At 49.0% G+C, this 18,142-nt stretch carries 15 protein-coding genes; 1 reads left to right on the top strand and 14 read right to left on the bottom strand.

Annotated elements, in window-relative coordinates; all coding sequences use genetic code 11:
• Positions 1–4: 4 nt before the first annotated feature.
• The 13 genes from FHS17_RS26530 to FHS17_RS26470 form a co-directional block, all read right to left on the bottom strand.
• The gene (locus FHS17_RS26530; RefSeq protein ID WP_167281804.1) at positions 5–2,020 is read right to left on the bottom strand and encodes an alpha-L-arabinofuranosidase C-terminal domain-containing protein; all 2,016 of its coding nucleotides are present in this window, start codon (positions 2,018–2,020) and stop codon (positions 5–7) included.
• Between the two features lie 36 nt (positions 2,021–2,056).
• A complete protein-coding gene (locus FHS17_RS26525; protein ID WP_091183665.1) occupies positions 2,057–2,944 on the bottom strand; it encodes a carbohydrate ABC transporter permease in 888 nt (295 codons plus the stop codon).
• A gap of 14 nt (positions 2,945–2,958) precedes the next feature.
• Complete coding sequence (locus tag FHS17_RS26520) at positions 2,959–3,921, bottom strand: ABC transporter permease (protein WP_167281801.1); 963 nt, start codon at positions 3,919–3,921, stop codon at positions 2,959–2,961.
• Positions 3,922–3,954: 33 nt separating this feature from the next.
• Positions 3,955–5,553 carry an extracellular solute-binding protein gene (locus FHS17_RS26515; protein ID WP_167281799.1) on the bottom strand — a complete coding sequence of 533 codons (1,599 nt, stop codon included), beginning with the start codon at positions 5,551–5,553 and terminating at the stop codon, positions 3,955–3,957.
• A 111-nt stretch (positions 5,554–5,664) separates the two neighbouring features.
• Complete coding sequence (locus FHS17_RS26510) at positions 5,665–7,314, bottom strand: response regulator (RefSeq protein WP_243865554.1); 1,650 nt, start codon at positions 7,312–7,314, stop codon at positions 5,665–5,667.
• Complete coding sequence (locus FHS17_RS26505) at positions 7,314–9,125, bottom strand: cache domain-containing sensor histidine kinase (RefSeq protein WP_167281797.1); 1,812 nt, start codon at positions 9,123–9,125, stop codon at positions 7,314–7,316. The genes FHS17_RS26510 and FHS17_RS26505 overlap by 1 nt, the downstream gene beginning before the upstream one ends.
• A gap of 63 nt (positions 9,126–9,188) precedes the next feature.
• Positions 9,189–10,040: a helix-turn-helix transcriptional regulator gene (locus FHS17_RS26500; RefSeq protein WP_167281795.1), complete on the bottom strand. Its 852-nt coding sequence runs from the start codon at positions 10,038–10,040 to the stop codon at positions 9,189–9,191.
• A gap of 281 nt (positions 10,041–10,321) precedes the next feature.
• On the bottom strand, positions 10,322–11,053 hold the full coding sequence (locus FHS17_RS26495; RefSeq protein WP_167281793.1) for an NADPH-dependent F420 reductase: 732 nt from the start codon (positions 11,051–11,053) through the stop codon (positions 10,322–10,324).
• A 66-nt stretch (positions 11,054–11,119) separates the two neighbouring features.
• On the bottom strand, positions 11,120–12,565 hold the full coding sequence (locus tag FHS17_RS26490; protein ID WP_167282076.1) for a DHA2 family efflux MFS transporter permease subunit: 1,446 nt from the start codon (positions 12,563–12,565) through the stop codon (positions 11,120–11,122).
• A gap of 186 nt (positions 12,566–12,751) precedes the next feature.
• On the bottom strand, positions 12,752–14,083 hold the full coding sequence (locus FHS17_RS26485) for an NtaA/DmoA family FMN-dependent monooxygenase (RefSeq protein WP_167281791.1): 1,332 nt from the start codon (positions 14,081–14,083) through the stop codon (positions 12,752–12,754).
• 192 nt (positions 14,084–14,275) lie between these two features.
• Complete coding sequence (locus FHS17_RS26480; RefSeq protein ID WP_167281789.1) at positions 14,276–14,701, bottom strand: MarR family winged helix-turn-helix transcriptional regulator; 426 nt, start codon at positions 14,699–14,701, stop codon at positions 14,276–14,278.
• A 324-nt stretch (positions 14,702–15,025) separates the two neighbouring features.
• A complete protein-coding gene (locus FHS17_RS26475; RefSeq protein ID WP_167281787.1) occupies positions 15,026–15,820 on the bottom strand; it encodes a TrmH family RNA methyltransferase in 795 nt (264 codons plus the stop codon).
• Between the two features lie 8 nt (positions 15,821–15,828).
• Positions 15,829–16,494 carry a potassium channel family protein gene (locus FHS17_RS26470; RefSeq protein ID WP_167281785.1) on the bottom strand — a complete coding sequence of 222 codons (666 nt, stop codon included), beginning with the start codon at positions 16,492–16,494 and terminating at the stop codon, positions 15,829–15,831.
• A gap of 162 nt (positions 16,495–16,656) precedes the next feature.
• Between FHS17_RS26470 and sspI the strand changes: the two genes are divergently transcribed.
• A complete protein-coding gene (gene sspI, locus FHS17_RS26465; RefSeq protein ID WP_208420584.1) occupies positions 16,657–16,884 on the top strand; it encodes a small acid-soluble spore protein SspI in 228 nt (75 codons plus the stop codon).
• A gap of 3 nt (positions 16,885–16,887) precedes the next feature.
• Here the strand turns inward: sspI and FHS17_RS26460 are convergent, their stop codons facing one another.
• Complete coding sequence (locus FHS17_RS26460) at positions 16,888–18,090, bottom strand: alpha-D-ribose 1-methylphosphonate 5-triphosphate diphosphatase (RefSeq protein WP_167281782.1); 1,203 nt, start codon at positions 18,088–18,090, stop codon at positions 16,888–16,890.
• Positions 18,091–18,142 lie beyond the last annotated feature (52 nt).

The raw sequence follows: 18,142 nt of genomic DNA, 5'->3' as shown, positions 1-18,142 counted from the left end.
GCTCCTATACCTTGCCTTGAAATACAGCCGCATAGATGGAAGACGGGCGAAGCGTAACGCCGCGCTGCCATTCGGCCGTCGGAACGGCTCGGCTCTTGCACATCATATTCTCCGGCTCCGAGACGCTGTTGATCTCGTCGTAGCCTTCGCCGGTTATCTCGTACAGCACCGTCCCTCCAGCCGCGTCGAAAGCAGCCAGCTCCAGCACGGCATTTACTTCATTCAGCCCGCGGTTCACAATGAATACCGTAACGGTATCGCCTGCTCCGTTAATGCCGGCCGTGATGTCCAGCGCCGGCAGCCCGTTCAGGTTGACCGGCGTCTCCTTTAATGTCGGCACTGTAAACGTAGCACAATCCGCTTGCACAGGAAGCATATGCTGCAGATCCTGGTTCGCATACAGCTTCATGACCTCATAGGTCGGTGTCCCGTATACGTCGAGAGGCCGATTGCTCCAGCCGGACTGTTTGCCGCAATATTGGTCGGCATAATAATCGCCTACCCGGATGCAGCCGCCAAGCCAGCCGTTGACCAAGTCGGAGAAGCTGCCGATATGCACCATGTCACTTGAACGAAGCATTTCGTTAAGATTGGCAGCATTGGCAACCGCTGCTCCAAGCGTATGCTCGTTTGGCAGCCCCTTGCGAATGGTATTCGGGTAATACATCGTGTTGTATTCTGTAATGGCGATTTTCACATGAGCATGCTTCGGATTCGCCTTGATGCTGTCCGTGGTCTCCTGCAAATAATGCCGCGTAAACTCGGGATAGGCCGCAATCGCCTTATATCGGTCTTCGGCATTCGTGTTCCGGGTCATACCAAAAGGTCCGTAGCCGTGATAGATATGCAGCGTCAAATAATCGATAAGCTCACCGGCCTGCTCCAGCACCGGTTTGTTCCATGCCTGGTCGTAATGGCCGCAGGCCAACAGCACGATGGACGGGTCCGCTGCTTTCATCGCTTCGGCAAACGATACCGTACGCGCCGCGAATTCCCCAGCAGAGCAGGTTCCTACCTGCCACCCTCCCCATACCTCATTGCCAATCTCCCAATATTTCACGCCGTACGGCTCGGGATATCCGTTCGCGGCGCGCAAGGCGCCCATCGGCGTATCAGCCGCGCCATTGCAATACTCGATCCATGCCGCTGCCTCTTCAGGCGTTCCGGATCCGTCGTTCACACAAATGAGTGGTTCAACCTGCAGCTCCCGGCAGAAGGCGATAAATTCGTCCGTACCAAAATATTTGCTCGTCCAGCCGCCCCACGCCTCGTTGTACATGACCGGCCTCTCCAGCACGGGACCAACGCCATGCTCCCAATGGTAGGCGCTGATGTAATTACCCGCCAGCCTCATCATGCCGGCGTTCAGCTCTTTCGTCATTTCGACGACCTCGCGTTTCACTAGGGCGACATTGTCTGCCGCCAGCAGGGATACATGGTCGAGCCAAAGCATGCCGGTCGACACGTGATCCGTCCAGCGAGGATGATCCTCCGGAATGTAGACGCGAAGCTCGGCGTCGGCGCAAGCGCGGGAAATGGACAAGTCCGCTTCATATTCCCGCCAGTTATGACCGGCAAGCTCGATTACCAATGAACCAAGCTTTTCCTCCGTATGTCGGTCCACCGCTTCCACCACCAGCTGCTTCAGCTCAATGGACGCCCTTGCAACTAACTTCACCTTATAATCGGCCGGACCTTTGAGAGCAGCCTTCTGCGCAATACCGGCAAATGCCTCATCGTCGCTCGTCAATCGGATTCGCTGTGCTCGCCCCGAATGCTTTGGTGCAGGCGCCTCCAGCGCGTATTTAGTATTGCGGCCGTTCGTATAAGCGTACCAGCTCCCTGATATTTCCTTCTTGGTTTCGGACTCGCTCTCGAAATCCATATCCTTGAGCGGGAAGGCCAGCATAGCTTCCATATGGTCCCGGATGTCCTCGACGAAATGTCCGAACAAATACGGGTTGACCACATGCCGGCTCGCTCCGGCACAATCGACGGTTATATTAGCGTTATTATTCAAAATGAACCTCCAATGAAATCGTTAGGTATAGTCGCCTTATCCTTTAACGGAACCAATCATGACGCCTTTGACGAAATGCCGCTGCACAAGGGGATACATGATCAGCACGGGCAGGCTGGACACGATAATGACCGCGAATTTAATGCTTTCGGACAGCAGGATTTGTTTCTCCAGCCCAACGCTTCCTCCATCCGTTTGGGCGGATTGACTGATCAGCAATATTTCGCGAAGTACAAGCTGAAGTGGATATTTGCCTTCGTCGCGAATATAGATAAGCGCATTAAAGAACGAGTTCCAGTGGCCAACCGCGTAGAACAGCACCATGACGGCAAGAATCGGTTTTGAGAGCGGCAGGATGATGCTAACGAGCAGTCTCCAGTTGGAGCAGCCGTCCATATGGGCCGCCTCCTGCAGCTCCCAAGGGATACTATTTTGAAAATACGTACGCATAACGATAAGATTGTACGTCGCGATAGCGCCCGGCACGATCAGCGCCCACATGGTGTCTACCATGCCAAGGTCTTTGACCAGCAAATAACTTGGAATAAGTCCTCCGCTGAAAAACATCGTCATCGTAATCATGACCATGATTCCGTTGCGCAAGGGCAGATCGGGTCTCGACAGCGGATACGCCGCGAGGATCGTCATGATGATGTTAATAACAGTTCCAATGACGGTATACATAATCGAGTTGCCGTAGCCGGTCCAGATCTTGTCATTCTGCAAAATGTTAGCGTAAGCCTCGACATTGAGACCTTGCGGCAGCAGCCACACATCACCGTTTAGTACTTTGGCCGGGTCGCTGAACGACGCGCTGACAATGAACAGCAGCGGATACAACACAATGACCATAATAATGGCGGCTATGACATATACAATGGCGTCGAACAAACGTTCATTCGACGGACTTATGCTCTTTTCCATAAGCGATTACCTCCTTACCATAAGCTCGTCTCCGACGTCTTGCGGGCAAAACGGTTTACGAGCAGCAGCAGCATGAGATTGATCACCGAGTTGAACAGGCCGATGGCTGCCGTGTAGCTGTACTCGCCCTTCAAGATTCCCGTCGTATAGACGAACGTGGAGATGACGTCGCTGGATTCCAGATTCAGGTTGTTCTGCATGAGCAAAATTTTCTCGAAGCCAATGTTCATGAAGTGGCCGATATCGAGAATGAGCAAGATGACGATAACCGGCATAATGCCAGGCAGCGATACGTGCCAGATACGGCGGAGCCGTGAAGCGCCGTCCATCTTAGCCGCCTCATACAGCTGGGGATTAACCCCGCTGAGCGCGGCGATATAGATAATGGATTGCCATCCCATGCTCTGCCAAATGTTCGAGCCGATAAAGATCGGTTTGAACCAGGCGGCTTCCTGCAGGAAATTAATCGGCGTGCCGCCAAACGCTTCAATCAGTTGATTGATTGGTCCCGTCTTCGGCGACAGAAATACGTTCAGAATGCCGACGATAACAACGACCGAGATAAAATGCGGAATGTACGTAATATTTTGCAGCCATTTGCTGTAAGCCCGGCTCTTGATTTCGTTCACGAGCAACGCCAGCAGGATTGGAACCGGGAATGCAATTAGGAGCGAGAACAAGTTGATCGATACGGTATTCCACAGCAGCCGCCAGAAGTAGTACGAGTTAAAAAACCGTTCGAAATGGCCAAAGCCTTCCCATGGGCTGCCGATAATGCCTTTGGCCGGATTGAAGTTTTTGAAAGCGATCTGCAGGCCGTACAGCGGCCCGTAATGGAAGATCAAATAGAAAGCGAGCGGCGGCAGCAGCATGAGATACAAATCATACCGCTTCGCCATTTTTCTCAGCAGTCCGTCGCTCCGCTTCTTGCGGCCAGGAACGGGGGCGGCCCCCGCGTTCTCTATCATGCTGTCCATGAGCAGCCCCTCCCTCTCTTCGCGGCATCACATTTATTTGGCCATTTTGTCATAAGCATCCTGGTAAAGCTTCTCAAGATCGGCAATGTTCATTTTCTTCAGCGTGGACTGGAATTCGTCCCACTTGTCGAAGCTGAGCGCCCCAACGATGAACTTCGTACTTTGTTCTTCGAAATACTTATCGATGTCATTACGCAGCACGTTAACCTTCTGAGCTGTCTCTTCGTCAAATAACGGCGGTGCATAGCGGATTTTCGGCAAATACGGCTCGAGCTGCTCATAAGCCTCTTGTACTTGAGGCGGGTTGATGAACGAAGCTACTTTATCACTGATAATATGAGGCGCTCCGCCGCCGGCGTATGGCGTAATTTTCGCTTGTTCGCCCGCTACGGACAGAAGCTCCTCTTTGTAGTAAGGGATGCCGTCCTTCAGATCATAGTGCTCGCCTTCCCGGCCAAAACGCAGCAGAGTTGAGCCTTCATCGCTGTAGAAGTAGTCGATCCAGCGCATGGTCGCTTCCGGATATTTGTTGACTGACGTGATGGCGAATGCTCCATAGTCGCGCGGCACCGGAGCGATCTGGCTATGCAGGCGGTCGCCATTAGGACCTGCCTGCGGGGCAATGCCTACATACTGATCCTGAATGGTCAGGAAGTTATTGTTCGTCTGATCAAAGAAGTAGCCTGTATTGCCAGTTCCTTGCTTAGCAAGATATTGCGCTTCCGTGTGAGAGAAGATTTCCGGGTCAATCAGCTTCTCCTTATAAAGCTTGTTCAAATACATGAGCAGCTCTTTGTACTGCTCGTCGCCGCTCCAGATATGCACCTTGTCGCTCTCGACATTAATGTTGTAGCCAAGCTGGGAATCAAGTCCAAATGCTCCCGCCATTTGATAAACGATTGGCATGCCGATACGCGCAGTCATCGGAAGTTCGTCCGCTTTCCCATTGCCGTTCGGATCGCCGTCGCGGAAAGCTTTAAGCACTTCATACAATTCGTCGGTCGTCTCAGGCACCTTCAGGCCCAGCTTATCCAGCCATGCCTTGTTGATCCATCTCTTGTCGGTCCGCGCGGAGCCTAGCGTCACAATGCCCGGAATCGCATAAATATGTCCCTCCGGCGTTGTGATGCCCGCGCGGATTTCCGGATATTGCTCCATAAGGCTCTTCAGGTTCGGTGCGTATTGATCAATCAGATTCTCGAGCGGGATCAGCTGTCCCGCAGCTCCGTAGCGGACCGTCTCCAGCTGCGTCAGACCCGAACGGTACAACGCATCGGGAAGCTCATTAGATGCGAACAAGAGGTTTTTCTTCTCCGCAAAGCCATCGGTCGGCGCTTCTATAAAATCGACCTTGATATTGCTCATCTTCTCGTAATCCTGGAAGACGGGCATGTCCTTGAACGGACCGTTTACGGGTGCGACGCGGGTAAACATCTTCAGCTTGATTGGCGCATCAACGATCGGAAAACCTTCCGTTTTTACCGCATTCTCCGCCGAACCCGTCGATTTGGAATCCCCCGTATTACTGCCTTTATCATTACTGTTGCCGTTGCCTCCGTTGCTGCAGCCGGATACGATTAATCCGCTAACAAGCATCGTGGCGAAAGCATATCTCCCCCATGTTTTTCGCATGTGTATATACCCTCCAGACCTTCAATTCACCGGCTCTTGTAAGCGTTTACCACCGGTGTTACTCGATTATAAAATACAGCCGGTATCGCCGAGTTACACTTATATGACTATTTACTCCACATATTTTACGGAATCTTTTGCCGCTGCCTTTCCGTCTCCGAGACTGTTCCAATACGCCTGCGGCGTCATGCCCGTCACTTCTTTGAACACTTTGAAGAAATAGTTGTGCGTGGAAAAGCCCACCTGGTCGCTGACCTGCTTGATGGTATATTGGCCGCTTTCCAGCAGCCTGCGCGCCGCGTCGACCCGTACCCGGTTCACGTATTCGGAGAACGTCGACTGCGTCTCCTCCTTGAAGATCCGGCTCAGGTATGACGCGTTTAAGCCGATGAAGCCCGCGGCTAGCTCAAGCGTCACGATGCCGGAATACCGCTCCAGAATAAAGCCGATTGCCTGCGATACATGGCGGGAATAGCTGCCCGTCGCGTGATGCTCCTTCAGCAGCACCAGCAAGACGACATAGAACGACTGAAGCCACTTCTCCAACTCACCGACACTTCCAAGGCGGTTAATCTCGCCGCGTGATGGCAGACGGTCCGCATCCTTCGTTGTCCCAAGCGGGGAACGGTTCCCTTTTTTTAACGCCTTATCTGCGATATGAAGCAGCTCGCTGACCGTCATTTGCACCACGTGCGAGTGCAAAGGAAGCCCGCGAAGTGGTTCGAAGACCGAAGTGATCAGACGCTGCGCACCTTGCCCGTCCAGCCTCTCGATGGCAAGCAGCAGCTGCTTCTGCTCATCGATCGTAAGTGCGACGCGGCTCTCGCGCGTGCCTTTTCCGCGCTCTGGATTCGGATGAGCAGCCTGAGCGTTTGGGTCGAGCGACCGCTCTGCGGAGGCGTAGCTTGCTCCAAGCTGCGACAGGCTGTTACATACATGCCCAACCGCATAGATTGATTTTAAATTCAAGTACATCTCGAGGGCGTGGCCAAGCTTGCTCATGCTTCTGGCCGCTTCCGTTGCGGCTGCATGCTCGCTTCGCTCCCGAATGGCAAACACGACAGCAATTCGCCCGTCCTCCACGTAAGCTGCCGTACGCTCACGTGCGTCTCCCAAGCTCTGCTGTATAAGCTCGACAACCTGCTGAACCAGCCGGTTCGTCTGCACGTCGGTATTCGATTCCGTCAGCAGTAGGAAAGGAACGATCTGGAGGACCGCTGCCGCATACAAATCTGCCTGCGAGTACATGCCGTAACGCCTTATACTTCCTTCAAGCTCCCTTGAGGCTTCCGCCTTGCCTCTTGCGAGATCAGCGATTTGGCTCCTGACTAACTCGGAACGGAAGAGGGCCGATTCGTCGGCATCACCCGCGGCTTCGGATGATTTACCAGCCTGGACTGCTTTTTCAAGCATCGCCAGCAAAGTCTCCTTGTCCAGCCGGTGCTTCAGCAAATAATCTACCGCGCCGTTCTTCAGGCAGTCCCGGACGTAGTCGTAATCATCATAACTGCTGAGCATAATCGTCTGGACGGAGGGATATCGCTGCTTGATCATCCGGTTCAAATCCACGCCGTTCATTCCCGGCATGTTGACGTCAAGAATAGCCACGTCAGGACGTTGTTCCCCAATCATCACCAATGCCATCTCCGCGCTTTGGGCCTCACCGCAGATCTCAAAGCCATGTGTACGGAAATCCAATAAAGACCGCAGATCGTTGCGAACGAGCGGCTCGTCGTCTACCAATAACACGCGATACATCATTAGCTCACCTCTTGTCCGGCGCCTATCTGGCCCCGCAGATTGGGAAAACGAATTTCGACTTTCGTATACAAGCCAGGCTCGCTATACAGCCTGATACCGAATGGCGCTTCAAACGAACGGACGATTCTCTCATGCACATTGCGCACGCCCATTCCGCTGAACCGGGAAGAGGTCGGCTTTGTACCCGCCGGTCCGCCCAGCAATTGCTCCATTTGCTCCGGCGTCATTCCTTTGCCGTTGTCTGTCACCTCGATCATCAGATCGCGGTTGTCCTCGTATACTCGTATCGTGACAAAGCCGCCTTGGTCCCTCGAGCCGATTCCGTGCAGAACCGCGTTTTCCACAATCGGCTGCAGCGTAAGCTTAAGCACTCGGCTATCTAATAACGACGGATCTTCAATCTCTTCGTGAACAAGGATAGGCTCCATATATTTGTATTTAACGATAGAGATATAGCTGCGCACGTAATCCAGCTCCTCCCTTACCGTCAAATACTCGTTGGAGTTGCCCAGCACGCCCCTCATCAAATCGATTAATGAGCCGGATACCTCTTCTATGTTTGGAGTTCCGTTGAGCTTGGCCAAATATTTGATCGTATTAAGCGAATTGTATAGAAAATGAGGGCGTATTTGCGCCTGGAGCGCGGTCAGTTCGGCCTCCCGTTTCTCCTGTTCACTGATGCGTATCCCTTCGAATGACCGCTTCAGCTCTTCCACCATGCCAATAAACACGTGGTACAGCTGTCCCACCTCGTCCTTCGTTTTTATCTCCTTCTTCGGGAAAGTCAAATTGCCGTCCTTCACCAGCATCATCATGGACTTTAGACGCCGGATATTAATCGTGATGCGCGACGACACCTGCAGCGAGCCAATTAAGACAACCAGCAGGACGATCGCAGAAGCTTCGATGATCAGCTTCAGCAGGCGGGCAGATTCACTGAGCAGCGAATCCGTCGGAATTAGCGCCAGCGTCGTCCAGCCCGTATGGTCCGATTGCCGGCTTACCACAATATAGGACCTGCCGCCTATGACCTTCTCCTCCACATCGCCTTCAACCTTGCCATGCTTGGCAAATTTGTGCTTCATACTTAAGATTTTCTGATCGGAGGGCGCAAAGCTTGGCGTCTGGTCCGACCGATACACAAATTCGTCCTGCTGATCAAGCACATACAGCATGCTGTCCGCAGTTGGCCTCACGCCGTATGTCTTGCGGATAAAATCATAATTCAGATCGACCATAACTACGCCAATCGTCTGGCGGTTGTACCGGATTTCGCGGCCAACTGTAATCGTCTCCGTGACGCCCGTCTGCTTCAAATAAGCATGTCGTGAGCCGTTGCGCAGCATGTAATCCATCATCGGAGTTTCGAGAATGCTTTTATCCAGCCACGGCCCTCCGGTGAAAAATACCTTTCCGTTTAAACCAACAACGGCAATTCTCGCAATATAAGGCTTGTTTGCAACCAGGGATGACAGAAATTCCTCGATTCGCTTCTGCTCCTGGAACCATTCGAAGCTAATCTCCTCCGATGGGCTAAGTACCGTATCGATCACGGTGTTTTTGTTCGTGACAACAACCGTATTTAGACGGTCAATTTCCTCCAGCATAATGTTGAGCGACTCATCGGCTTGACGTATACTGTCCGACACCGAGGTTACGGCATTGGACTTGATCGTTTCCCGCATGTTGAGGTAGACAATGACGGAGATAGATACGATAGAGAGAAGAGCGACAAGACTGAACGCCAGAAAAATTTTGCCTTGAATGCTGAGGCTTGGCGATACCCATCGCCTAAGGGTAGACAGCTTCATTTCGGACAACTCCTTTGCGGAGATAAAATGCAATCGCTTACATGAATAAGAGGACTGAATCGGCTAAGCCTCTGCCTTTCTTAAAGCCAGCGGAGATTCTTTAAAGTACATTTTGAAAGCCCTTGTGAAGGTATATAGATTGGGGTAACCAAGCGACAGCCCGATCTCCGTCACCGATGCATGGGTATCGATTAAGAGGCGTCTAGCCTTCTCCATCCGAACCTTCTGCATATATTTCATCGGGGGCATCCCCATCTCTTCCGTGAATACTTGAGTAAAATAAGAACGGTGTACGCCCGCATATTCGGCCACCTGATGGACGGTAATTCCTTCAGTCGCATGGAGCTCCATATACTCCGCGCATTCGTGGATCCAGCTCGCAAGCTCGAGTCCCTGCGTTGGTTCATCCGGCATCATGGCCGCGAGCAGCCCATACAGATGTGCTTGCAGATCCAGTGCCTCCGACGGCCGCAAGCGCTGGACCCGCTCCAGTGCATCGATAGCCCGGTCTACAGCAACTTCAAGCCGCGAAGAGACAGTACCTCTGCGAAATGGTTCTAGCTCCGTTAGCCCAGCCAGTTCAAGCAGCGCCTCTACTCTTTCTCCGTCGATAGCCAGCCAGCGCATCTCGAGCGGCCATTCGGCCGGGAGCATGTCGTAATAATATGTTCGGTCCGGGAATAGGACGAAGAAGTCTCCCCTTGCAAGCTCCACCTGCCGGCCATCATATTCGAGACGCAGTCTCCCTTCACGAACGAAATGAATGCTGAAGCACTCAATTCGTTTCGGTCCAACCTTATAATGAGGCTTCGCCAGGCATCTTCCTGCCCGGACCGGCCACAGCCCTCCTGCCTTGTCCAGTTCGCCTGGCGTGTAGTAGATAAAGTCCGCATATTCGTAATCGTATTCCCTCATGTCCGTTTATCCCCCCACAACTACAGCTAACAAAATGACAACAATAAATCAATCAACCACTTGACCACTTGATGTTTAAAATAGGAATATGAATAAGCATATTATGTTATCCTGATTTCGTAAACCTGACATAATGATATTTTTGGATTCGTTTATTATCAATAAAATAAAAAAGGCTGCTCTGAGTATCAGAACAACCTTGGAGAAAATGATTTTTAGTGAAGAGGAGCAAACTGCCGCGGCAGCTTGCTCCAAGTTTCGTTGAACTATCGATTTATAATTTATGAATTGAATACTTCTCTATTTGCTTTAATAACATCATGAATTGTAAATGTACCACCTGAAGCTGCCAGCTTTTCCATCACCTTATCGCGTAGAAATGGCGCTTTTTCTTTATTCGCTTTAGTTAAGGCTATGGTTAGTTCCTCTTTTGTAAGTTCTGTGCAGTACGCAGGGGTTCCTGGCTGTTGTCTCCACGAATCGCTTAAAGAACCACTATCTACAGCGTCGAAGCCTAGATCGTTTGCGACATCCATAATTATTTGTTTATGGGATAGGTCATCACCGGCAATCGCTATGGCAATGCGTCCACGAGTCCCTTCGGGAGTTCCATGATGTTCTAATGTGTAGGCTAAGAAATTGTTGAAAGCTTTAATGATCGGTCTACCTAAATGATTGGATACCCAAACACTTTCGACCATCCCGTTCTCAACTTCTTCGATTTTGCCGCTCAGTTGAGGATAATAATTTGATGTATCTACAACAACTACTTCCTCACCAACTTTATCCATAATGCTGCGAAGGCTTGGCAGTGCATGGAAAGGAATAGATATGACTAGAACATCAATATTTGTAATGACCTCCTCAACACTCACAGGTGTTCCTGCAAGCTCTTTCCCTTCTAGCCGTTCAATTCCGCGAGCATCTGCAATTTTGACATCATGTCCATTCTCAACTAACTTTTTTGCGATATTCGACGCAATTGGTCCTGCACCAATAATTCCAAATTTCATTTTCATTTCTCCATTCTAAAAGTTATTTGGCCTCTGCGATCGTCTCATCGGTTGCCGTCGAGTATATCAATGTATCGACTTTATCGACTCTCCGTTGACAACTACGCGGCGGATGAAGAACGCCATAACCACGCTAATTAGTGCGATAATCATCGTAAACAAGAATACGTTTTGTGATCCTGCCGTCATCGAATTTGCAATTTCGGCATGTATGGTAGGAGCAGAGGAACCGTGCAAGTAGTTCTCCATACCGCCCGAAAGAATACTGATTGCGATCGCTGTTCCAATCGCGCCTACGACCTGCTGCAGCGTGTTCATGACTGCCGTGCCATGCGGATATAGCTCCGGCGGCAATTGATTAAGCCCATTCGTTTGAGCAGGCATCCATACCATACCTATCCCAACCATCAGTCCGATATGCAAAGCCACGATAAAAGCCACTGAGGAAGCAGGAGATAGTGTAGTAAAGAACCATAACACGACAGAAACGATCACGAATCCAGGAATAACGAGCCACTTTGGTCCATATTTATCGAACAAGCTCCCCATACGCGGGGATAGGATACCGTTCAGCGCGCTACCCGGCAATAGCATGAGTCCCGCAGTGAACACAGACAAACCTGCACCCGTTTGCAGAAACATCGGCAGAATAATCATGCTCGACATAATAATAAGCATGCACGACAGTACCATAAGTAGCCCAACAACGTACATCGGATGCTTGAATACTCTCAGATTAATCATCGGATCGCGCATAACATTCTGCCGCAGCATGAACAACACCAGCGCGATGAGTCCAACAATGATTGAAGTGACCACAACTGCACTGCCCCAGCCTTCAGATCCTTCACCTGCCTTACTGAAGCCGAAGACAACTCCTCCAAAGCCAATCGTTGACAATGCGACAGACAGCAGATCTATCCGGGGCTTGGTTACATCGGTAACATTTTCCAAATATTTCAGCCCTATCAATAACCCAATAACCAGGAACGGCAGCGAGAACCAGAAGATATAATGCCATGTCAAATACTCTATTAATAGACCGCCTATGGTAGGGCCGGTTGCAGGCGCGAACATGATAACAAGTCCGACGAATCCCATCGCCGCTCCACGCTTCTCCGGCGGGTAGATGACTAGAATGGTATTGAACATAAGTGGGAGCAACATTCCCATTCCCACCGCCTGTAAAACTCGGGCGAACATCAACATTTCGAAATTAAACGCGAGTGCCGCAATTAGTGTACCCATTATTAAGCTTATGAGCGAACCTGTAAACAGCTGTCTCGTTGTAAACCTCTGCAGCATCAACCCGCTCATCGGCATTAAAATACCAAGTGTCAGCAAGAACCCAGTTGTTAGCCATTGTGCCGTTGCGGGCGAGATTTGGAACACTTCCATTAAATTCGTCATGGCTATGTTTAGAGCCGTCTCGCTAAACATGCCAACAAAACCGCAGATAAGCAGCGATGCCAAGATGGCACGCGTATTGTATTGCTTCTTCACTTTCTGTATCCCCTTTTATATGAAAATAAACGTTTATTTTTTCGCACACTTTTTTCGTAGTTCTGGATTTGTAATTCTAATGATGAGACCTCTTGTAAAAGACTGAATGATGAAGTTTGAAAGACCGAACGGATAGATGATTATGAAGCAATTCAATCGTATAATTCATTTGATTCTCTCTTCTATATTATTTCTTTATTTCAGCCTTCCGTATTGGTAGGGAACTCCCATATTCTCGCGTAGTGTTTTGCCCTCATATTCTCTGTGAAATAAACCGCGATCCTGCAAAATTGGGACAACCTGTTCCACAAAATCAGCAACTCCATCATAGGCTATATCGGGAACAACCGAGAAACCGTCACATGCCTCCGCCAAAAACCATTCTTCCAAGAAGTCAGCAACTTGTACGGGGGTACCTGCAACTACCGGATGATAGTTAATGACCCCATGGGCAAGAACGTCTCGAATGGATAGCCCCAGTTTCAGCAGCTTTAAAGCTATGGATGAACGTGGGTCCCGTGGATTGGCATATGCATTTTTCAACAGGTCGGGTGCTAAAGGTTGATCAATATCTAACGCATTTACCGATAATGGCAACCCAACCATGAAACCAAGGTATCTTACCCTGCTTGGAATCTCCTCAGGATTAAAACTCATAAGTTGTCTTCGCCGTTCTAAAGCTTCTTCTTCCGTTGAGCCTAAGGAAAACATAAAGCCTGTATACATCTTGATGTCATCAGGATTTCGGCCATAACGGGCAGCGCTTAGTCGAAGTGCTTGCCTGTGTTCACGGGCAGACTCTATATCATAAGGATTCGCATAGACACCAGACGCGTACCTCCCCGCCATTTCTAATCCTTCTTCCCCTCCGCCTGCTTGGAAAATAACAGGCTGCCCTTGCTCGGAAGGGGGGATTGGCAAAGGACCCCGAGATGCATAATACTGCCCTTCAAGATTTATAGGTTGAATCTTGTCCATGTCGGCAAATTTTCCACCTTTTACGTCTAACGTCCAAGCGTCTGTTTCCCAACTCCCCCACAATGACTGAACAATTTGTATGGATTCATGAGCCTTGTCATATCGTTCTTTACGGCTGGCAACCTGTTCACCAAAATTAGCTGAGGCTAACGGCTCGGATGTGGTGACCGCATTCCATCCTACACGTCCACGACTTATAACATCCAATGCTTTGAACTGACGTGCTATGTTATATGGATAATTGAATGTCGTGGATAGGGTAGCAACAAGCCCAATATGTTTGGTTTCTCTGGCAACAGCCATAAGTGCTAACATAGGATCCATTGGGAACGAGGGAGTTTGAGGACCTAAGTCAACAGTTAGTGCCGGGGTATCGGCAATAAATATCATTTGAAACTTTCCTTTTTCAGCTAATTTTGCCCGCTCAACATAACTATCCATATTTGTATAAGCTTCCGGGTCTGTGCCAGGCATTCTCCAAGCGCTGAATTCGGCTCCGTACCCCGAAACCATTTGTAGTGCTAGTTGCATCTCTTTCTTTTTTTTCATGTTTCTCTTCCCCTTTATTCTAGATAGACCATGTAAACAAAAAAACCTAAGGTAACATACACAAACAGACTTCTATAGTTAGCAGTCTAAGGACATGAAGGGGCTTATTTAAGCAATAAAGCTTCGATTAATATTTAGCTTGCTAAATAAATAGACTTAGTTAGCTTGCTAAATATAAGCGCAAGAGAAAACTTAACATAAGTTACTCTCCATTTGCTTCAATAGCCGTCTTAATAATAAGCGCTCTTCCGGTAAAATGGAATGCAGTAATTTATCTTGCTGCTGTCTCCATTTGATTGATACTGGTTTCTCTAATTCTTTGCCCTTGTCAGTTAGAAAAATTCGCATAACCCTTGCATCATGTTCATCACGTTTACGGTATATAAATCCATTTTGCTCCAGTGATTTAACCATATTCGTTACCGTGGGCGGTTCGCACTTTAAATGCTCGCATAGTTGCATTTGTGTTACGCCATCGCCCAACCACAAACGAGAAAGCAAATTATCTTGGCCTACGTAAAGGTTAAGTTCCCTAAGAGATTCGCTATAATCTCGACGCATTTGGGAGGAGATTCTATCTACTGATTGACGAATATCGCAATCCACCGTATCTGTCATAATATTTCTCCTCAACAGTCAATGAGTTATATTTAGCCCACTAAATATATCATGATGAAATTCTTGTGTCAACCGAGCTCAATTATTCCAATTCGCTTAGCGAATTCAATCTGATTAATCATCTGCAGCTTTCTTAACCGTTTTATCCTTCCCCCTATATCATGCATGTAGATCTCCTCCATGACCCATGAAAATTAAAAGTCCTGATATATCAAGGGTATCTTGAATGTCAGGACTTTCAACATTGTCCAAATTAAATACACTGATTGAGTCAATATGAACTGCTATTCATTAAATGAAGATTATCTCAACAATTGATAAAATTTACCTATACTTCCTTTGTCTCAAAGCCTCATACAACAAAACAGTCGAAGCCATTGCCACATTCAGCGACTCTGCATCGCCCTGCATCGGGATAATAATCGACTCATCCACGGTCTCCCGAACAGCTTCGGACAACCCTTCCGATTCATTACCCATCAAGAGCCAAGTGCCAGCCGTCCAATCATAGGAATAGCAAGTGTGGCTCGCCTGCAGGCTTGTCCCTACCAGTTTAATCCCTTTGGCTTTCGCCTCAGGCAGCAGCTCCGCTAGATCAGCCTCAAGAATCGGCAGATGGAACAGCGAGCCCATCGTCGATCTCACTGTCTTCGGATTGTACAGATCCACGCAGCCTTTGCCGAGCACGACAGCATCTGCGCCAACGGCATCTGCACTGCGGATAATTGTACCCACATTACCGGGATCACGAACACCATCCAGAATCACAACAAGACTGTTATCACGGAACAAAGCCGTTTCATCCCGTTTCAGCTTCTCCAGCACGGCAAAGACCGGCGGCGGTGTATCCGTCCCCGTACATTTGGCCATTACTTGCGGCGTCGCCTGAATCCATTCCGTGCCGCCTTCCACAGCAAGCTGCTCTAACTCCTGCGGAATACCACGCTCTCCATTATAGACGACACAGTTCACTGCAGCAGAAGCCCGGAATGCTTCCTGCACGAGGTGGACGCCTTCAATAATAAACAGGCCTGTCCGGTCACGATATTTTTTATCAAGCAAGGAAGCCCACTGCTTCACTCGATCATTTTGAATGGAGGTTAATAATAAATGATTCATTAATCCGATCAGCCTTCCGAATAAGCTATTTCCAAATTGGATAAATCCGAGTTCTTACCTACAATAACAAGAATGTCCTCTGGCCGGATCAGGTCTTCCGCATAAGGAGCGATATTCATCTTGCCATTGGTCTTAATCGCCATCACATTGCATTTAAACTTCGCCCGAATGTCCAGCATTTTCAAGCTTTTCCCGATCATCGCTTCCGGCGCTTTCACTTCAATAATGCTGTAATCCTCAGAAATCTCGATATAGTCCAAAATGTTAGGAGATATTAAATGATGAGCAACACGTTGTCCCATATCCCGCTCCGGATATACAACCTTGTCCGCACCGATCTTCGTTAACACTTTACCATGTAATTCATTCTGCGCTTTCACAACAATCATTTTCACACCAAGATCCTTCAAGATGAGCGTCGTCAGAATACTCGCCTGAATATCTTCTCCAATCGCTACAACAACTACGTCGAAGTTACGTACGCCAAGGGAGCGTAATGCTTCCTCATCCGTGGAATCTGCTGACACCGCATGGGTCACCATATTGATTGCTTCTTGAATGCGCTGCTCACTCGAATCAATCGCAAGCACCTCATACCCCATATTCGTGAGTGAAGTGGCAATACTGGAGCCAAACCGCCCCATTCCGATAACCGCAAACTGTTTTTTGGGCATTTCGTTTCATCCTACTCCCTTCAAGCTCAAGCTTACAAGATGCGCATATAAATCCATTACCTAATCCTGATTATTATAGCATATCCATCACACTCGGATGAAAATCGCCTCATTCGGAAACAGTAAATAAGCCACTATCATGTAGACTTGGAGGGAATCCAATTGATCAATCTGGATTTACGTCAAGCCATTATCAACAACGTTAAGAACAATACAAAGGAAGAAATGAAAGAAGTCATTAATGACTCCATTGGCAATGATGAAAAAACGCTCCCCGGACTAGGCGTATTGTTCGAGCTGATCTGGAAAGAGCTAAGTGCCGAAGAGCAAAACCGTCTTGTTGATGCCTTGCATAACAAGCTTCAGGGAACCAAGCAGGCAGCTACTTAGCAGTTAAAGAACATCCGCCGTATAGACTGTCTTGCCTCCTACAATCGTTTGCGTCACCCATGGATGACCATCATATTGGTCAACGATAATTAGATCTGCCGCTTTGCCCGGTGCAATCGCTCCGTAATGATCTGCAATACCGAGCGCTTGTGCCGGATAAAGGGTAGCCATACGAACAGCCTCCGGCAACTCCACGATACCTTTTTCCACTAAGACAAAAATAGCCGTTAATAAGGCTGACGGATGATAATCCGAGCATATAATGGAAGCTGCCCCTTCCGTAATCACATCAATGGCGCGTAAGTTATTGTCATGAGAGGCTCCCCTCACAAGATTAGGTGCTCCAACACATACGAATAAGCCTGACTTTGATGCGTGTTTAGCAGTCTCCATGTTAATGGGGAATTCCGTTACCGACACCCCAAACTCTCTTGATAGTTCCACCTGTTCAATCGAGTCATCGTCATGAGAGGCAAGTGCGATACCCTGCTGTCCCGCCAGCTTCCCAAGCTGACGAAGCTTTTCCCAATCAATTTGACGGCGCCGCATAAGCAACTCTTCTACAATCGTGTGAACTTCATCTATTCCTACACCTTGATTTTTCATGACATACCGCTCAAAAGAGCCTGGTGCCCGGTACTGCCCCTGACCCGGTGAATGATCCATAAAGGACATATAGTCAATCATCTGATTCTCGATGTATTGCTGAGCGATCGGATAACCTGTCAGATAAGAGACCTCATAACGCAAATGGATACGATTGCGGATAATAGATCTCGAACTTCGATAGTTATGGATAAGCTCAACCAGTTCGGTCAGCAGATGATCGCCTCGCAAGCTAAGCCCAACACCAAGTGATAAGGAATGATACATCGTGGTAATGCCATGAATCGGCATTTTTCGTTCGAATTCCAGGAAAGACATCTTAAGTGGAAATAACGTACCCGGCCTAGGCTGTACTTCCTTCTCAATGGCATCATTATGAATATCAATAAGTCCGGGGAGAATATATCGCCCTGCTGCATCAATTCTAGCTAGATTATCCTCACCGTAGCGATTCTCATACTCATGCAGAGTGGCCTCGTCGGTCAACACCTCATCAATGATTCCGTCCTTAACAGCTATCGCTGCATGCACGATCCCGTCTTCGAGGACTACATTTCCATTTTGAATAATCATATTGCGCTTAAGCGCAGGAGTGGTCATCAGCCGAGTTCCCCTTTCCCGCTGTTGTTCTTCACACTCCAAACAATACCAT

It is taken from the genome of Paenibacillus lupini, assembly GCF_011761355.1.
Classification (GTDB): Bacteria; Bacillota; Bacilli; order Paenibacillales; family Paenibacillaceae; genus Pristimantibacillus; species Pristimantibacillus lupini.
The sequence above is the reverse complement of the archived record's forward strand: the minus strand, read 5'-3'. Positions and strand labels throughout refer to the sequence as shown.